This window comes from Agrobacterium sp. 5Ca39, from assembly GCF_055382365.1.
Genome location: NZ_AP026437.1, coordinates 1096963 through 1112798 on the forward strand (window position 1 = coordinate 1096963; position 15836 = coordinate 1112798).

Here is a 15836-nt window from a genome sequence, read left to right on the forward strand (position 1 = left end):
CTGGCGGCACGGGGCCGGGGCATAAAAAACAGGGTTCGAAGGAAGAGGCCTCGCGTGATGAAAGGCTGTCTTCGCCAGGCGTCAACCGAAGGTCAGGGCTGCGGTCCGAGAACCGATTCCAGGCATCCCATCAGTTTGCCGATATTGACCGGCTTGCGCAGAAAGGCGAGGGCGCCGCCGCTCAGGGCGGCGTTGCGGGTGCGGTCATCCTCGTAGGAGGTCACGAAAATCATCGGCGCATGCTCGCCGCGCCGGTTCAATTCACTCTGCAATTCGATGCCTGAGAGGCCGGGCATCTTCACATCCACAACGATGCAGTCAATGTCCGCCTGCTGCTGCGCGTCCAGAAACTGTTCGGCAGAAGCAAACAGGCGGCATTGGTAACCGAAGGACATGATGAGATCGTCCATGGCTTCACGGATGGCAGGGTCGTCGTCAACGACGGCAATGACGGGAACGGGGGGCAATGAAAGCGACCTTTTCTGTTTTTCTTTCTTCCTCTATGCGCCCATGCCGCCCTCAAAGATACCATACTAAGATACAGGTGGGCGCATCTTCTCGCCGATCAGTTCCGCCTTGCGAACGAGATCGGCGACCGATCTCGCTTCCATCTTGCGCATCACATTGCCGCGGTGCAGTTTTACCGTGACTTCGCTGATGCCTAGCTCATAGGCGATCTGCTTGTTCATCAGACCGCGAACGACGGCGTTCATGACCTCGCGTTCCCTCGGCGTCAGTTGTTCGGCAAGGGAGGCGACGGCCTCGTTCTGGGCGCTTTCGCGGCGTCGTGATGCATCCCGTTCCATCGCGGCCGCGACGGCGTCCAGGATGTCCTGTTCCTTGAAGGGCTTTGTCAGGAAATCCACGGCGCCGGCTTTCATCGCCCGCACGCTCATCGGGATATCGCCGAAGCCGGTCATGAAAATGATCGGCATCCTGTTGCCGACGCGTTCCAGCTGCATCTGGAAGTCGAGGCCGCTGATGCCCGGAAGCCGCACATCGAGCAGCAGGCAACCCGGCCGGTTCAGATTGGCTTTTTCGAGGAAGGCGGTGGCGCTGTCGAAAGCTTCGGCATCAAACTTCATGGAGCGAAACAGATCGGTCAGCGCCTCACGCATCGACACGTCGTCGTCGACGATGAAAACGACGGGTTGGGGTGGCTCCTTCGCCTGCTTGCGTGGGTCAGGCATGGTCCATCTCCTGGCTGATCGGCATGGAAATGGTGAAGACCGCCCCGCCGAGGGGGTGATTATCACCGGTCAGCCTGCCGCCGCGCGCTTCCAGAGTGGTGCGGCAGATCGATAGCCCCATGCCCATCCCTGTCTCCTTTGTCGTGTAGAATGGTGAAAACAGCTTTTCCTTCATCTGCGCGGGGAAACCCGGTCCATTGTCGTGAACGGCAATATGGATATTGTGACCGTCTTCACGTTCTTTCCGCACCGTGATGGTGCGATTGGTGCTGCCTGCCTCTTCCATCGCCTGAATGGCATTTGTCAGAAGGTTGATGAGGACCTGCTGCAATTCGATCCTGACGGCCGTTATTGGCGGAGTGGCCTGTTTATCCACGTGGACGGCGGTGCCGCTGCGCTCGAGCTCGTGTTCGAGAAGGCTGAGCGTTTCGTCAATGAACTCATCAAGATCGAAGGTTTCCGTCTTGCCGCTGGTATGGGCGAGCTGACTGCGTGTGTTCTGGATGATGTCGCTGGCGCGCTGGCCGTCACGGATCATGCGTTCGGCCGAACGGCGGGCCGCGGCGAGATCCGGCGGATCGCGATCGAGCCACCGCAGCAATGTCTGTGCATTGACGATGATGGCCCCAAGCGGCTGGTTCAATTCGTGGGAGAGTGATGCCGACATGGCGCCCACCGCCGCGGCCTTTGAAGCCTTCGTCAGCTCCGCCTGTGCTTCGGCCAGCGCCTTCAGCGCCATTTCGCGCTGAGTGATATCCACCATGCTCACCACCACGCGATTGAAGGCGGCGGCCTCGGCCGGAAAGCTGATGGAAAGAAGCACCAGCTTGTCTTCACCGCTTTCCGTGCGCACCACCACCTTGTCTTCAAAAACACGCCGGTTGTCGATGATCGCCTGCAGGACATCGACGAATTTTCCGGAAGACGAAACGATCGACCGCTGAAGGGTTCCGCGCAGAGAGGAGTCGTAACCGAGCATTTCCTTTCCGGCCTCATTCGACGCAACGACCGTGATGAGGTCGATGCATTGCTGCGTAAAACCCGGATTGGCGCGTGCGTGGGCGCGCATATCGGTGACGCCCTGTTGCTTGAGGCCCATCAACAGGGCGTGAAGCTTCGAATAGTCCCGCTCCCAGAGCGCTACGCGCGTGCGGTCGAAAATGGAGCGATAGCGCTCCTCGCTTTCTTTGAGCGCCGCGTTGACGGACAGCATCGCCAGCCGCGCGGTTTCGGTTTTCAGCAGCAGCATGGTGGTAACGGCCAGCGCTGCAAGGGCGACCACCAATCGAAGGGCAGACTGGAAGTCGGCGTCCTGCGCATGGGTCGCCGCATAGGACAGCAGCGATAGAATGGCGCAGGTGCAGGAGGTCGCGATGAGTCCTGACCAGCTCACGGCCTGCGCGGCCAGAAGAACCGTGATCACATAAAGAACGGCGATCGCGCCTTCTATGTCGGTATAGGTGTCGACGTAAAATACACCTGCTGCCAGCACCAGCGCGCCAACTCCAAAAAACAGATGGTGGGCTCCATCCTCCGGCTCTCTCGCGCGAAACATCATTGACGCAATCGACATTGTTCCCCCGATGCGATTTTTGCCGACAATACGGTTTTTTCAGCACAACCTGACCTATACATAGGTCTTGGTTGCCACCGCCCTCTTAACATCAGGATAGCGGGAAATGGGTGCGGGGCCATATGCAAAAATATGCATCCAGGACCTGTCGTCCACAGGCACCCATGGCCTCTGCAATGCGCACCGGCCCTTGGCTCGTCAGACAGCTGCTGCACTCACCGTAATCGGTACGCCTTTATAGGAGGGCGTTCCCGAAAGGCGATCATAACGGTCTAGCGCCACCACCGCATTCATCTCGGGATAATAACCCGCTGCCGAGCCTTTCGGGATATCGTACTCAACAGCCGTGAAACCCTGAACGAGGTGGCGCCCCTCGCTGTCTTTGGCGATACCGTGAATATCGATGCGGTCGCCATCCTTCAGGCCCCGTTCGGCGAGGTCCTGCCGATTCATGAAGATGACGTCCCTGCGACCGAAGACGCCGCGATAACGGTCATCCATGCCGTAGATCGTTGTATTGTACTGGTCGTGGCTGCGGATGGTCGTCAGCACGAGGGCGTCCGGATTGGAGATCAGCGGATCTTCCTCGATCCCGGTGGCGACAAGGAAATTGGCCTTGCCGCTCTCCGTGTTCCAGCGGCGGAAGGAGGCTGCGACATCAAGGCGGAAGCCGCCCTTCACGCGGACCCGGCTATTGAAATCCCTGAAGTCAGGGAAGACCTCTTCGATCTTGTCGCGGATGCGATCGTAATCGGCAATCAGCCAGTCCCAGTCAATGCCGTGACGGTTTCCGATGGTTGCCTTGGCGATGCCGGCGATGATTGCGGGCTCCGACCGCACAAGTTCGCCTGGCGGTTTGAGGAAACCGCGTGAGGCATGCACCATCGACATGGAATCCTCGACGGTCACCGCCTGCGGGCCGGAGGCTTGTGTATCCAGATCGGTTCGCCCGAAACAGGGCAAAATCAGCGATGTCCGTGCCGTCAGAAGATGCGAGCGATTGAGCTTCGTTGCAATGTGGACAGCGAGATCGAGTTTGCGCATACCTTCGAAGGTCGCGGCGGTATCCGACATAGCGACGGCGAGGTTTCCGCCAAGGCAGATGAGCGCCCGGGATATTCCGGCGATGATTGCCTCGACGGCTTCTATGGCATTGTGGCCTTTTTCGGCGGAGGGGCGAAAACCGAAGGCGCGTTCCATGCCATCCAGCAGCGCCTTGTTCGGGATTTCGGTGATGCCGACAGTGCGATCGCCCTGAACATTGGAATGACCGCGAATGGGCGCTATCCCCGCACCCTGGCGGCCCATATTGCCGCGCAGAAGCAATAGATTGGCAATCTGCTGGACATTGCTCGTACCCTTGGCGTGCTGTGTTATACCCATGCCGTAACAGATAATGACATTGGAGGCGTTCACGTAAACCCGGGCAGCGCTCTCTAGCGCCTCCCTCGTCAGCCCGCTGACCGAGCAGATCGTATCCCATGAGGTGGCGTCGATATCGCTGCGCAGCACGTCGAGGCCTGAGGTATGTTGCTCGATGAAGGCCCGGTCCAGTGCGCCGGCTCCGCCTGCATCGAGGCTTTCCGCATCCATTTGAAACACTGCCTTCATGATGCCCTTCAGGGCGGCGAGATCGCCGCCGGTGCGCAGCTGATAATAGGCGGAGGCGATCGGAGTGGAAGAGAGCGTCGCCATTTCGATCGGGTCCTGCGGCGCGGCGAAACGCTCCAGAGCCCGTTCCTTCAACGGATTAAAAACGACGATCGGCACACCGCGTTTTGCGGCATTGTGCAGCGTCGTCATCATGCGGGGATGATTGGTGCCCGGATTATGGCCGAAGCTGAAGATCGCATCCGCATGATCGAAGTCCTCCAGCGTCACTGTGCCTTTGCCGACGCCGATGGATTTCGGAAGGCCGACGCTGGTTGCCTCATGGCACATGTTGGAACAATCGGGAAAATTATTCGTCCCGAAGGCGCGCACGAAAAGCTGATAGAGAAAAGCAGCCTCGTTGGACGCCCGGCCTGACGTGTAAAACTCCGCCATGTCTGGGTCACCAAGCTTGTTGAGCTCCTGCGCGATCAGGCGGAATGCATCGTCCCAGGCGATCGGCTCATAGCGATCACTCTCGGCTTTGTAATGTAGCGGAAGGGTCAGCCTTCCGGCATCCTCGAGCTTGTGGTCGGTCCACTGCCACAATTCGGAGACCGTGTGCTGTGCGAAAAATTCAGGTCCGGATCGTTTGGCGGTCGATTCCCATGTGATCGCCTTGGCGCCGTTTTCGCAAAATTCGAACGATGAGGTGTGTTTGGGATCGGGCCAGGCGCAGCCGGGACAGTCGAAGCCTTCGGGTTGATTTGCCTTGAGCAGCGTCATGGTGCCCTGGGCGACGATCTGCTGGTGGGCGAGGGTTTTCGCGACGGCTTTCAACGCATCCCAGCCGCCGGCGGGATGATCATATTTTTCGATACCTTCCGGGCGTTGTTCTGTCATGTAGGAAGTCCTTCGATTTTGCAGCCTGGCGATTGTCGTGGGCAACGACGGTAGCCCACGTACGCAAGCTTAAACATCATACTCATGCATAGGTTGCCTGCTCACCAGAGGGCGAAACGAAAAGGCCGCCTCCTGCGGCGGGGGCGGCCTTTTGCGGATCGGGAGGGAGATCCGCGGCTCCGGGGAGGGGACGCCGGAGCTTCTGGCTTCTGTGAGCCAATCGCCGAGGGGCGGGGCGACGGGCAAACGTTATCCCGGGCCGGCGCTAGCCGAAACTACACTTAGGTATCGGGTAGACTGTACCAGCAGCCGATTTCTCCTCACCCGTTCTTCTCCCTATTCTCGAGGCCGATCAGACAGCCGCAACAGGGACGCTCAACAACGGGCGGTCAAGTGCCAAAGGAGAACGATCATGGACACGACAACAGCTTCCAGAAACCGCAAGCTTCCACTTGCAACCCCGACCGATCTCGGAGCGGAGGCAAGCCGCGACATTGCCGCGGCGTTGACCGCCCTGCTGGCGGATGTCTTTACGCTCTACGTCAAGACCAAGAACTTCCACTGGCATGTTTCCGGTCCGCATTTCCGCGACTATCACACGCTGCTTGACGAACAGGGCGCCCAGATCTTTGCCATGACCGACGACATCGCCGAAAGGGCGCGCAAGATCGGCGGTACCACCATCCGCTCCATCGGACATATCGCTCGCCTCCAGCGCCTCCTCGATAATGACGCCGACTTCGTCACGCCTGAGGATATGCTTGCCGAACTGCGCGAGGATAACAAACAGCTGACCGCCATCCTTCGGCAAACGCACAGCCTTACCTCCGACCTCAACGACCACGCGACCACCAGTCTGATCGAGAACTGGATCGACGAGACCGAGCGGCGCACATGGTTTCTGTTTGAAACCACGCGCCATGCGCGCTGAACGCAGGACAAGGAAATGGCCGGCAATCTCATCGAGCTCGCGCTTTCCAGACGGCACCTGCTGCTGGCGGGCGCGGCACTTTCCACGGCGATGGCCATACCATCGACAGCTTTTTCAAACTCCACCCCATCTCCCACCGAAGGAGCATTTCCAATGACTGAATCATTCGTAAAGACCAAGGACGGCGTCAATATCTATTTCAAGGACTGGGGCCCGAAGGATGCCCAACCGATCGTCTTCCATCATGGCTGGCCATTGTCATCCGACGACTGGGACGCGCAGATGCTGTTCTTTGTAGAGAACGGTTATCGCGTCGTGGCGCATGACCGCCGCGGCCACGGCCGGTCGGAGCAGGTGAGCGATGGGCACGACATGGATCATTACGCCGCCGATGCCTTTGCCGTCGTCGAACATCTCGATCTCAGAAATGCGGTTCATATCGGGCACTCAACAGGCGGTGGCGAAGTCGCCCGCTATGTCGCAAAATTCGGCGAGCCGCACGGCCGTGTCGCCAAGGCCGTGCTCGTCTCCGCTGTTCCGCCGCTGATGCTGAAGACGCATTCCAATCCCGGCGGCCTGCCGATCGAAGTCTTCGACAGTTTCCGCAAGGGCGTCGCCGATAATCGCGCCCAATTCTTCCTAGATGTCCCGACCGGCCCCTTCTACGGTTTCAATCGTCCGGACGCGAAGGTCTATCCCGGTGTTATCCAGAACTGGTGGCGTCAGGGCATGATGGGTAGCGCCAAGGCCCATTACGATGGCGTGAAGGCTTTCTCGGAAACCGATCAGACGGAAGACCTGAAGGCAATCTCGGTGCCCACGCTTGTCCTTCACGGCGATGACGATCAGGTCGTGCCGATTGCGGCCTCCGCCGAATTGTCGGTCAAGCTTCTGAAGAACGGGACGCTGAAGGTGTATAAAGGTTACCCGCATGGTATGCTCACCACCCATGCAGACGTTATCAATCCCGATCTGCTGGCTTTTGTGAAAGGCTGATCGCGTAAGGCGCCGCTGCCAGCGAAAGCGGGCGGCGGCCGGTTCCCGCGGAGAAGGAGATTTCGATGCCGTTCAGACCAGCTGATGAAACTCCTCTCCTTCGTGACGGGATCGCGAGCCTGCCGGAGATGGAGGATATCCAGCTTGAGCTTCCGCTCTCGTGCAGAACAGGGCGGGATATTGAGGGCGACGCCGGGCTGAAGCAGTCTCGGTCAAGTCCCAGCACCAAAGTGCCAGCCGTGTGCGTCGATCGCCACCGTTGACAGTCGTTTATTGTATCGCAAACCGGTGAAACTACATCCGGGTAACATTCCCGGCTTTTGACGAAAAACTCCAGACACAAGACTTGCCCATCGATTGGCACAACGTCGCTATCAAGTATGGAGAACCGTGATGTCCAACGAAGTCGTATCGCTCCTGGAGATCCGCAAGGTTTTAAATGAGTTTTGCGAAGATAATCGTCTTCCGATCGGCTGCGCCATGGCCGTCGATGCCGCAAGATACCTGATTGGAATTGCCTCAACCGATGAGGTCGAACGTTTAACCCTGCGACTGTCGCTGGATCAGTGGATGAAGGAACGGATTGCTGCTGCCGCCTGAAATGGCTCGGCTTGGTATAAAGCCGCCCCAAATCGGGGGCGGCTTCTTTGCGTTATAGAAAGACCAGACGCAATAGGTGGTGAAGCGCGGGCTGATCCCGCGCTTGTCTGACGGGATTCAGCGCAGTTTTCGGAAAGCTTCCCGCAGCTCACGGGAGAAAATATCGGGCTGCTCCCAGGCTGCAAAATGCCCGCCGTGATCCACCTGATGATAATAGGCGAGTGACGGATAGGCCTGCCTGCTCCAGCTCTCGGGCGCCTGGTAGATCTCCTTGGGAAACACCGTGATACCGACGGGGATCTTAATGTCGCGGGTCTTCTGGGCGTCCGCGCTGAAGTTGTTGTTGTTGTTTTCCCAATAGAAGCGTGCGCCAGAGGCGCCGCTGTTGGTCAACCAGTATAAGGTGATATCGTTGAGCATCTCGTCCCTTGAAAGAACACTTTCGGGTTCACCATTGCTGTCGCTCCACTGCGCGAACTTCTCATAGATGAACGATGCGAGACCAATGGGAGAGTCCGAGAGAGAATATCCGATCGTCTGCGGTCGCGTGACCATCATCGCGCCGTAAGCAGCGTTTCTGCCGAAAAACGTCTGCAGAGCGTTGTAGGCATCTCGTTCGGGAGGCGAGAGATCTGCCGGCGCAGCGTCACCGCTGCTGATACCCCTCATCAGCGTTCCGGGAACTGTGGCCGGCATATTGAGGTGGATGCCAAGCAGACCCTTCGGAGCTTGGCGTGCGAGAGCATCGGAAATGACCGAGCCATGGTCGCCACCTTGGGAGACATAACGTGTGTAGCCCAAACGCTTCACTAGAACGTCCCAAGCGCGTGCAACACGATCCGGTCCCCAGCCGAGATCTGTTGGATGACCTGAAAAACCATAACCGGGTATCGACGGAATGATCACATCGAATGCGTCTTCGGCTTTGCCCCCATAAGCGGTCGGATCCGTCAGCGGGCCGATAACCTTCGTGAACTCGAAGATTGAACCCGGCCAGCCATGGGTAACGATGACAGGCAGGGCATTGGGGTGGCGTGAGCGCACATGAATAAAGTGGATGTCTACACCGTCGATACTGGTGATAAACTGAGGCAATGCGTTGAGCTCGTTCTCGGCGTTTCGCCAGTCATAGGCGCTGCCCCAGTATCGAACGAGGTCCTGAACCCGCGAGAGCTGGATGCCCTGGGAGATATCCCCCGCGGTCTCCCTGTCCGGCCAGCGTGCATTTTTGATTCTCGCCTTGAGGTCGTCAATCTGTGATTGGTCAATATGCACTTGGAACGGGTGAATGCTATCGTCTTCCCGGGCTGTCTGTGATTGGGATGGTTTGGCAGTTTCCGCTGCCAGGGCCGGGAAAAAGGCCATCAGTACGGCTATGGCAGACCCAAGCACCATCGCTGTGCCGCGCCCGGTTTCCGCCGGATGAAGTATGTAGGTCATATTTCTCTCCATATGATGAGTTTTTGCAATTATTCGCACCCGAGACTGGTAGATGTTGCTCGTGTCCCGGCTGCTAGGTTCGACCTGGTGTTGCGTCACCGAACGTCGGCTTTCAGACGGCTGACGCTGCGGCGTGCAGCAGACCGGAGCGCGCCGGTATCGGCTTGGAAAAAATTGGTGTCACGGAGTGAGAATGGCGCGCGGTTCGAGCATACCATCGAGGCCGAAGGCACCGATTTCCCTGCCAATGCCAGACTGTTTGAAACCGCCAAAGGGCGCGCGGGGATCATGAGGAGCGCCGTTGATGACGACACGGCCTGCCACCAACCTTTCGGCAATTTTTTCGGCGCGCCTGAGGTCGGATCCGAGCACATATGCCTGAAGTCCATAATCGCTGTCATTAGCGATCTCGATGGCCTCGTCTTCGTTGTCATAGGCAATAAGGCAGAGGACCGGGCCGAAGATCTCCTCGCGGGCGATGCGCATGTCGTTCCTGACCCCGGCAAAGATTGTTGGACGGGCGAACCAGCCCTTTTCCATTCCAGCCGGCCGCCCGGTGCCGCCCGTCAGCAGGGTCGCCCCTTCGTCGATGCCGAGTCGGATATAGGCCTGAATCCTCTCCCACTGCGCAGCGTTCGCGAGAGGTCCTATCCGAACCTCCGGATCGCGGGGGTTGCCGACCTTGAATTTCCCAGTCTCCATCCGGAGCTTCTCCGAAATCTCTGTAAGGCGGGACCGAGGGGCGATGATGCGGGTGCCCGCGACGCAGGCCTGACCGCTGTTTGCAAAACCTGACATCAGGGCAACAGGGATCGCCGTTTCGAGGTTGGCGTCCGGAAGGATGATTGTGGGCGCCTTTCCTCCGAGCTCAAGAACCAATCTTTTCATGCCGTCGATCGCGGAGCGCTGAATTATTTTTGCGGCCTGAGTGGAGCCGGTGAAACTGACGGTCGCAACGTCGGGATTCTGCGTCAGCGCCGCACCGACCACGGGCCCCGTGCCGTTAATGACATTGAAGACCCCCGCCGGAAGGCCGGCCCGGTGCAGCCTCCTCAGGAATAAATCCGTCTGAAATGCGCTCTGTTCTGCCGGTTTGATGACGAGGGACGAACCGGAGCCGATCGCGTGGGCAACCTTGGTGGCGATAAATCCGAAATTGCTATTCCAAGGTGTGATAGCGGCAAGAACGCCGCGGGGCAGCATCCTGACCGTGCTTTTGCCCACAACACGGTCAAAGTCGTAGTTCCTAACGGTCTCGGCCATCACATCAAAAACTGAAGCGGCGTTCTGAACAGAGAACGCCGTAAAATAAGCGGGTGCGCCGTATTCTTCGGTCATGGCTTGCGCAAGCTCATCCGGCCTCTCGGCGACCACATCGCGCAAGCTGCGCAGCATATCGATACGCTGCATCTTGGTCGAGGCCGCCATGGCCGGAAAAGCGCGTTTTGCAGCTGCCACCGCCGCCCTTGCATCATGGGTGTTGCCGAGACGGACCTCGCCGATTTTTTCTTCGGTTGCCGGATTGAAAAGGTCCAGCCGCTCATCGCCGACCGGGATGACAAATTCACCGTCGACGTAGATCTGTTCTATTGTTCGCATTGATCTGGCCTCATTGAAGGTCGGAAGTTCGGTTCGATGGTCGCAGCGTAACGCGGCGAACTGCCCCCAAAGGAACTTCCGTAAGTGGATTGGAGGGGCACGCGGAGGTGAAAGTGTGAAGCGGCTGCGACATGCGCCGAGCCGCTCCCAGGGTCACATCGCTGAAAGCGCGCCCAGAAGTCCCGCAAGCGGCGAAGGCTCGTCTGAACTTGCGTCATAGACACAGGACACCGCGAATATTGCCGAGAGCACGAGGGCGATGACGAGCCAACGCGGGCGGAAAAGCGGTTTATGCGAGTTTGAGTGTGACATCGATGTTTCCCCTCGTTGCCTTGGAGTACGGGCAGATCTGGTGCGCATCCTCGACGATCGCCTGCGCCGTGGCACGATCGATGCCCGGCATGCTGACGGACAGGCGGGCCTGCAGGAAGAACTCGCCACCCGTCGTGCCGAGGTCAACCTCAGCATCGACGGCGGTGTCAGCCGGAAGGCGAAGCTGGCGCCTGGCCGCTGCCTTTGTCATTGCGCCGATGAAACATGCCGACCAGCCTGCCGCAAAAAGCTGTTCGGGATTGGTTCCCGGCTTGCCGCTGCCCGGAGGCGAGAGTTTGATGGAAAGCGCGCCGTCGTCGCTTTGCGCCGATCCGTCACGGCCGCCGGTCGTGCGGGTCTTGCCCGTATAAAGAACAATCTCGATTCTGGTCATGGGAGGCTCCTTTGATTGCCGCTGCCGCGGCGTTTTGCGATAGGAGCTTTGTGAGGGATCAGCGTATCGGCCATGTTTCCGGAAAACGCGAAACTGTATCGAAACGTATCGGCGCGTTACGAGGTGCTCGGCCTGCCTTCGTGTGAGGGAAAAGAAACCTCGGCCGCCAGCCCGCCACCCTGCCTGTTATAGAGGCGTACCGCGCCGCCGATCGTTCCGGCAAGCTGCTGCGCAATCGCAAGCCCGAGGCCCGTTCCGCCCGTGTCGCGATTTCTCGATGTTTCAATCCGGAAGAATGGCTGCATGGCGTTGTGCAGCATCTCGTCGGGAATGCCCGGTCCTTTGTCGAGCACCGTGATGACAACGGCGCCTTCAGCATGCCGATCCACTTTTATTTCGGCACTGCCAACAAATTTGAGGGCGTTATCTATGAAATTCGTGAGTATCCGTCGCAATGCGTGCGGTTTTGTAGACGCCGTGCCGCGCACAATGCCTGAAACCGTGACCGCCTTTCCGGTATCCTGATAGTCGTAGGCGATGCTGTCGATGAAGGATGCCAGATCGATGCGAGAGGACTTCTCGCCGTTGCCGTGGGCGCTGCGCGCATAAGCGATCCCGTCCTGCACCAGACGTTCGATTTCACGCAGGTCACTGACCAGCTTTTCCTTTTCCGGCGTATCATCAGCCATTTCGGCCCGCAGCCGCATTCGAGTGATGGGCGTCTGCAGGTCGTGTGAAATCGCCGCGAGGATTTGCACGCGTTCTTCAAGATATTGTGCGACGCGATCGCGCATGGCGTTGAATGCACGAGCCGCGTGGGCAACTTCGCTCGGGCCGCTCTCACTCATCGGCAACCCCTTCTCCCCCGGATCGAGCGCTTCCGCCGCGGCTGCCAGCGCGCTGAGGGGTCTGGTCGTCTGCCGCACGGCAAACCAGGTGCAGAGGAGGAGAAGCGCCATTTGTGCGGCGAAGACGTAGGGCAGCCATTCGGCGATGGGCATGACACCCCGTGGTGTTACGTCAATTGTCAGGGGCGAGCCGTCCGACAGCGTCAGATGAGCCTGAAGCCTCTTGCCGTCGCCGGGAATGGATTCCACCCTGACCGGAAACCGGTGCCCGGCGGCCTCTTCGATCCTCTGCGCGATTTCTGCCCCGCGCCCGGACATGTCGGCGACGCCGGGAAGGCCCGGACCGAGTATGAGCTGGTAGTTGCTGCGGCCGAGGCGGTTCACCCATCCCGCCCGCTCTTCCGCAGGCAGGCGGTCTATGATGGCGATGGATACCGCAAGGTCCTGCTCCAGTGTCCCGAGCATGACTGCTTTGGCAGACATATACCGTTCGGCAAAGAGGATGCTGAACGACAACCCGTAGGCAATGGCAAGCCCGGCAAGCAGGATGAGAAAGAGTCTGGACCGCAACGAGCGTGGCCACCAGCCGGCAATCAGATGCCGGCCTTTCATGCCCTTGGCTCCGAAATCTCCACCGGAACGGAAAAGACATAACCTTCCGCACGCACCGTCTTGATGTAGGTGGGTTCCCGCGCATCATCTCCCAGCCGCTGACGCACGCGGCTTACAAGAAGATCGATCGATCTGTCGAAGATTTCGGCATCGCGCCCCTGTGTGAGGTTCAGCAACTGGTCGCGGTTGAGGACGCGCTGGGGATGATCGATGAACACCCTGAGAAGCCGGTATTCAGCGCCGCTCAGTGCCACGGTCGTACCGTCCCTGTCCAGCAGATGGCGGCCCACCGTGTCAAGACGCCAGTCGCCAAAGGTCAGGAGCTGCCCCGCTTCGCTGATTTGCAGATTGGGCGGCAACATCCGGGTGCGGCGCAGGATTGCCTTGATCCGTGCGAGAAGCTCCCGGGCGGCGAAGGGCTTCGACAGATAATCGTCGGCGCCCATTTCGAGCCCGATGATCCGGTCCATCTCGTCATCGCGGGCAGTCAGCATTAGAACCGGCGTGGCCTTGTGCTTTCCGGCCCGCAACTCACGGCAGAGAACCAGACCGTCATCGCCCGGCATCATCACGTCGAGCACGATCAGATCGACGGTATTGCCGTCAAGAAAACTTCTCATCTGCCGTCCGTCGGCAGCCACCGTTGTTCGCAAGCCGTTCTTCTTCAGGTAGCTGGAAACCAGCTCCCGGATTTCCCTGTCGTCGTCCACGACGAGAATGTGATCGATATGTTCCATTGGATGCCTTCATCGTGCGGACGTTTCAGTGGCCCGCTACTGCATTGCCCGCTGCCAACAGCAGTAAGACAACGGTTCGCGGGCTTCGGCAAGCCTAAAGCTTTGCGACGTCGAGAACGGCCTTGGCGAATGCCTCGGGCGCTTCCTGCGGCAGGTTGTGCCCTATGCCGCCGCTGATATTGCGATGCTGGTACTTGCCCGAAAACCTTGATGCGTAAGTGGAGGGGTCCGGATGCGGTGCGCCATTGGCGTCACCTTCCAGCGTGATCGTCGGGATCGTGATGAGGGGAAGTTTCGCAAGCCGGCGCTCGTAGTCGTCATATTTGGCTTCGCCTTCGGCAAGTGCCAGCCGCCAGCGGTAATTATGGATGGTGATCGCCACGTGGTCGGGATTGTCAAACGCGGAAGCGGAACGATTGAAGGTTTCGTCGGTGAATTTCCAGGTCGGGGAGGCCGTTTGCCAGATCAGGCGAACGAAGTCGCGGGTATTCGCGGCGTAACCCGCACGGCCGCGTTCCGTCGCGAAGTAGAACTGATACCACCAGGAAAGTTCCGCCCTGGGCGGAAGTGGCTTTTTGTTGATTTCCTGACTGCCGATCAGATAGCCGCTGACCGACACGAGGCCGGTGCAGCGCTCGGGCCAGAGTGCCGCCATGATATCGGCCGTGCGAGCGCCCCAGTCATAGCCCGCCACGACGGCCTGTCTCACGCCAAGGGCATCGAGAAAGGCGATCATGTCAACCGCGAGTGCTGCCTGCTGCCCGTTGCGTGCCGTTTCATCAGAAAGAAAACGTGTGGTGCCGTATCCGCGCAGATAGGGAATAAGCACGCGATATCCTGCCGAAGCGAGGATGGGCGCAACGTCAACATAGCTGTAGATGTCATAAGGCCATCCGTGCAGCAGCAGAGCGACCGGGCCCTCCTCGGGCCCGGCTTCGGCGTAACCGACATCGAGTACACCCGCTTTGACCTGCTTCAGGGGCCCAAAGGACGTTTTTTCGCCTGTTGGTGCTGACGGGGTAGCTGAAGGCGCCTCGCCTTTGGCCTGGGCCAGGCCCGCCGCGCCGAACTCTACGGCGGCAACAGTCATTGCGGCAATGCCGAAGAACCGGCGGCGCTGGAAATTGATCTCGGAATTCATTCTCGTCTCTCCTGTCCTTTTTGGATGACAGGCAGTTAACGCTGTACGTGTATCCCCGATGTGTCCCGGGCGAACCTGATGTGAATGGTTTTGTAGCAGCGAGCCTTCTATATACAGACTGATACATTCAGCTTGCCCTCTGAATGCAGATCAGCCGCTCCCGATGTCAGGAGCGGCTGTGGTGGCGTTCCACCAGATCCGTGTTTATTTCGCGGACCGCCGGGCAGCCTCTGTGATGACGTCTGCGACCTCTTCGGGCTTGGATGCGAAGACTGCGTGGCTCCCGGCGATCTCGGTCACCGCGCTGCCGGCGCGCTTTGCCATGTCACGCTCGAGATCGGGGTTGATCGACCTGTCCTGCGTCGCGATGATCGACCAGCTTTTCTTTGTTTTCCAGGCTGGTTCGCCCGACTTGGCTGCGAAGGCTGCCTTGGCGGCGAAGACCTGGCTTTTGGCCATGAAGGCAGCCTCGTCGCGGGGCAGGTCGGCGGCGAAATCCTGCGCAAAGACCGCCGGATCCAGATAGAGGAAGGCGCCATCCTTCGTCTGCTTTATGCCGCTTCCGGCGGGTGGTTTTGCTGTGGCGAGGTCAAGAAGGCTCTCTCCCTTTTCCGGCTGGAAGGCGGCGACATACACCAGCCCCGCCACATCGGGCCGATTGCCAGCTTCCGAAATCACCATGCCGCTGTAGCTGTGTCCGACCAGCAGGCTGGGGCCCTGCTGGAGATCGAGCACGCGGTTTGTTGCTGCCACATCATCGGCAAGCGAGGTGATGGGTTCCTGGACGATGGTGACGTTGAAACCACGGCTTTCGAGGATGTCCGTTGCCTTGCGCCAGGCAGAACCATCTGCAAGCGCCCCGTGGACGATGACGATATTCTTTACCTCCGCTGCCTGTGCGGCAAACGCAATCAGCGCGGTTGCAAAGGCGAGCGCGAATCTTGGCATGAGACGATGATGCATCGTGTTA

General features: G+C 59.2%; 14 protein-coding genes. 3 read left to right on the plus strand and 11 right to left on the minus strand.

Annotated features, from left to right (window positions below; genetic code table 11):
- Positions 1–92: 92 nt before the first annotated feature.
- From ACZ47E_RS18740 to ACZ47E_RS18755, 4 genes are all read right to left on the minus strand, one after another.
- Positions 93–467, minus strand: a complete 375-nt coding sequence (locus ACZ47E_RS18740; RefSeq protein WP_004444449.1) for a response regulator transcription factor — start codon at positions 465–467, stop codon at positions 93–95.
- Between the two features lie 66 nt (positions 468–533).
- Positions 534–1190 carry a response regulator transcription factor gene (locus ACZ47E_RS18745; RefSeq protein ID WP_107340433.1) on the minus strand — a complete coding sequence of 219 codons (657 nt, stop codon included), beginning with the start codon at positions 1188–1190 and terminating at the stop codon, positions 534–536.
- Positions 1183–2763 carry a PAS domain-containing sensor histidine kinase gene (locus ACZ47E_RS18750; protein WP_107340434.1) on the minus strand — a complete coding sequence of 527 codons (1581 nt, stop codon included), beginning with the start codon at positions 2761–2763 and terminating at the stop codon, positions 1183–1185. The genes ACZ47E_RS18745 and ACZ47E_RS18750 overlap by 8 nt, the downstream gene beginning before the upstream one ends.
- Before the next feature lie 198 nt (positions 2764–2961).
- Positions 2962–5256, minus strand: coding sequence for an FdhF/YdeP family oxidoreductase (locus tag ACZ47E_RS18755; protein ID WP_034497780.1), 2295 nt, complete (start codon positions 5254–5256; stop codon positions 2962–2964).
- A 412-nt stretch (positions 5257–5668) separates the two neighbouring features.
- On the opposite strand from ACZ47E_RS18755, the gene ACZ47E_RS18760 reads away from it, so the two are divergent.
- The 3 genes from ACZ47E_RS18760 (at position 5669) to ACZ47E_RS18770 (ending at position 7783) form a co-directional block, all read left to right on the plus strand.
- A complete protein-coding gene (locus tag ACZ47E_RS18760) occupies positions 5669–6187 on the plus strand; it encodes a Dps family protein (RefSeq protein ID WP_034497777.1) in 519 nt (172 codons plus the stop codon).
- A gap of 15 nt (positions 6188–6202) precedes the next feature.
- Positions 6203–7183 (plus strand): alpha/beta fold hydrolase, encoded by a 981-nt coding sequence (locus ACZ47E_RS18765; RefSeq protein ID WP_034497775.1) that lies wholly within the window; start codon positions 6203–6205, stop codon positions 7181–7183.
- 393 nt (positions 7184–7576) lie between these two features.
- The gene (locus tag ACZ47E_RS18770; protein WP_034497773.1) at positions 7577–7783 is read left to right on the plus strand and encodes a hypothetical protein; all 207 of its coding nucleotides are present in this window, start codon (positions 7577–7579) and stop codon (positions 7781–7783) included.
- A gap of 117 nt (positions 7784–7900) precedes the next feature.
- On the opposite strand, the gene ACZ47E_RS18775 is transcribed toward ACZ47E_RS18770, so the two are convergent.
- The 7 genes from ACZ47E_RS18775 to ACZ47E_RS18805 form a co-directional block, all read right to left on the minus strand.
- Positions 7901–9223, minus strand: a complete 1323-nt coding sequence (locus tag ACZ47E_RS18775) for an epoxide hydrolase family protein (RefSeq protein WP_034497770.1) — start codon at positions 9221–9223, stop codon at positions 7901–7903.
- A 180-nt stretch (positions 9224–9403) separates the two neighbouring features.
- Positions 9404–10822: an aldehyde dehydrogenase family protein gene (locus tag ACZ47E_RS18780; protein WP_034497768.1), complete on the minus strand. Its 1419-nt coding sequence runs from the start codon at positions 10820–10822 to the stop codon at positions 9404–9406.
- 289 nt (positions 10823–11111) lie between these two features.
- Positions 11112–11528, minus strand: coding sequence for an organic hydroperoxide resistance protein (locus ACZ47E_RS18785; RefSeq protein WP_108081350.1), 417 nt, complete (start codon positions 11526–11528; stop codon positions 11112–11114).
- 116 nt (positions 11529–11644) lie between these two features.
- On the minus strand, positions 11645–12988 hold the full coding sequence (locus ACZ47E_RS18790) for an ATP-binding protein (protein WP_464017119.1): 1344 nt from the start codon (positions 12986–12988) through the stop codon (positions 11645–11647).
- On the minus strand, positions 12985–13725 hold the full coding sequence (locus tag ACZ47E_RS18795; RefSeq protein ID WP_022563954.1) for a response regulator: 741 nt from the start codon (positions 13723–13725) through the stop codon (positions 12985–12987). Before ACZ47E_RS18795 ends, ACZ47E_RS18790 begins: the two co-directional genes overlap by 4 nt.
- A gap of 94 nt (positions 13726–13819) precedes the next feature.
- Positions 13820–14866, minus strand: a complete 1047-nt coding sequence (locus ACZ47E_RS18800; protein WP_022563955.1) for an alpha/beta fold hydrolase — start codon at positions 14864–14866, stop codon at positions 13820–13822.
- Between the two features lie 204 nt (positions 14867–15070).
- Positions 15071–15829: an alpha/beta fold hydrolase gene (locus tag ACZ47E_RS18805; RefSeq protein WP_022563956.1), complete on the minus strand. Its 759-nt coding sequence runs from the start codon at positions 15827–15829 to the stop codon at positions 15071–15073.
- Between the last annotated feature and the right edge of the window lie 7 nt (positions 15830–15836).

Bases quoted from the DNA above. Each gene is read 5' to 3' on its own strand.
- ACZ47E_RS18745 (WP_107340433.1), bottom strand. From the start codon at position 1,190: ATGCCTGACCCACGCAAGCAGGCGAAGGAGCCACCCCAACCCGTCGTT.
- ACZ47E_RS18750 (WP_107340434.1), bottom strand. From the start codon at position 2,763: ATGTCGATTGCGTCAATGATGTTTCGCGCGAGAGAGCCGGAGGATGGA.
- ACZ47E_RS18755 (WP_034497780.1), bottom strand. From the start codon at position 5,256: ATGACAGAACAACGCCCGGAAGGTATCGAAAAATATGATCATCCCGCC.
- ACZ47E_RS18760 (WP_034497777.1), top strand. From the start codon at position 5,669: ATGGACACGACAACAGCTTCCAGAAACCGCAAGCTTCCACTTGCAACC.
- ACZ47E_RS18765 (WP_034497775.1), top strand. From the start codon at position 6,203: ATGGCCGGCAATCTCATCGAGCTCGCGCTTTCCAGACGGCACCTGCTG.
- ACZ47E_RS18770 (WP_034497773.1), top strand. From the start codon at position 7,577: ATGTCCAACGAAGTCGTATCGCTCCTGGAGATCCGCAAGGTTTTAAAT.
- ACZ47E_RS18775 (WP_034497770.1), bottom strand. From the start codon at position 9,223: ATGACCTACATACTTCATCCGGCGGAAACCGGGCGCGGCACAGCGATG.
- ACZ47E_RS18780 (WP_034497768.1), bottom strand. From the start codon at position 10,822: ATGCGAACAATAGAACAGATCTACGTCGACGGTGAATTTGTCATCCCG.
- ACZ47E_RS18785 (WP_108081350.1), bottom strand. From the start codon at position 11,528: ATGACCAGAATCGAGATTGTTCTTTATACGGGCAAGACCCGCACGACC.
- ACZ47E_RS18790 (WP_464017119.1), bottom strand. From the start codon at position 12,988: ATGAAAGGCCGGCATCTGATTGCCGGCTGGTGGCCACGCTCGTTGCGG.
- ACZ47E_RS18795 (WP_022563954.1), bottom strand. From the start codon at position 13,725: ATGGAACATATCGATCACATTCTCGTCGTGGACGACGACAGGGAAATC.
- ACZ47E_RS18800 (WP_022563955.1), bottom strand. From the start codon at position 14,866: ATGAATTCCGAGATCAATTTCCAGCGCCGCCGGTTCTTCGGCATTGCC.
- ACZ47E_RS18805 (WP_022563956.1), bottom strand. From the start codon at position 15,829: ATGCATCATCGTCTCATGCCAAGATTCGCGCTCGCCTTTGCAACCGCG.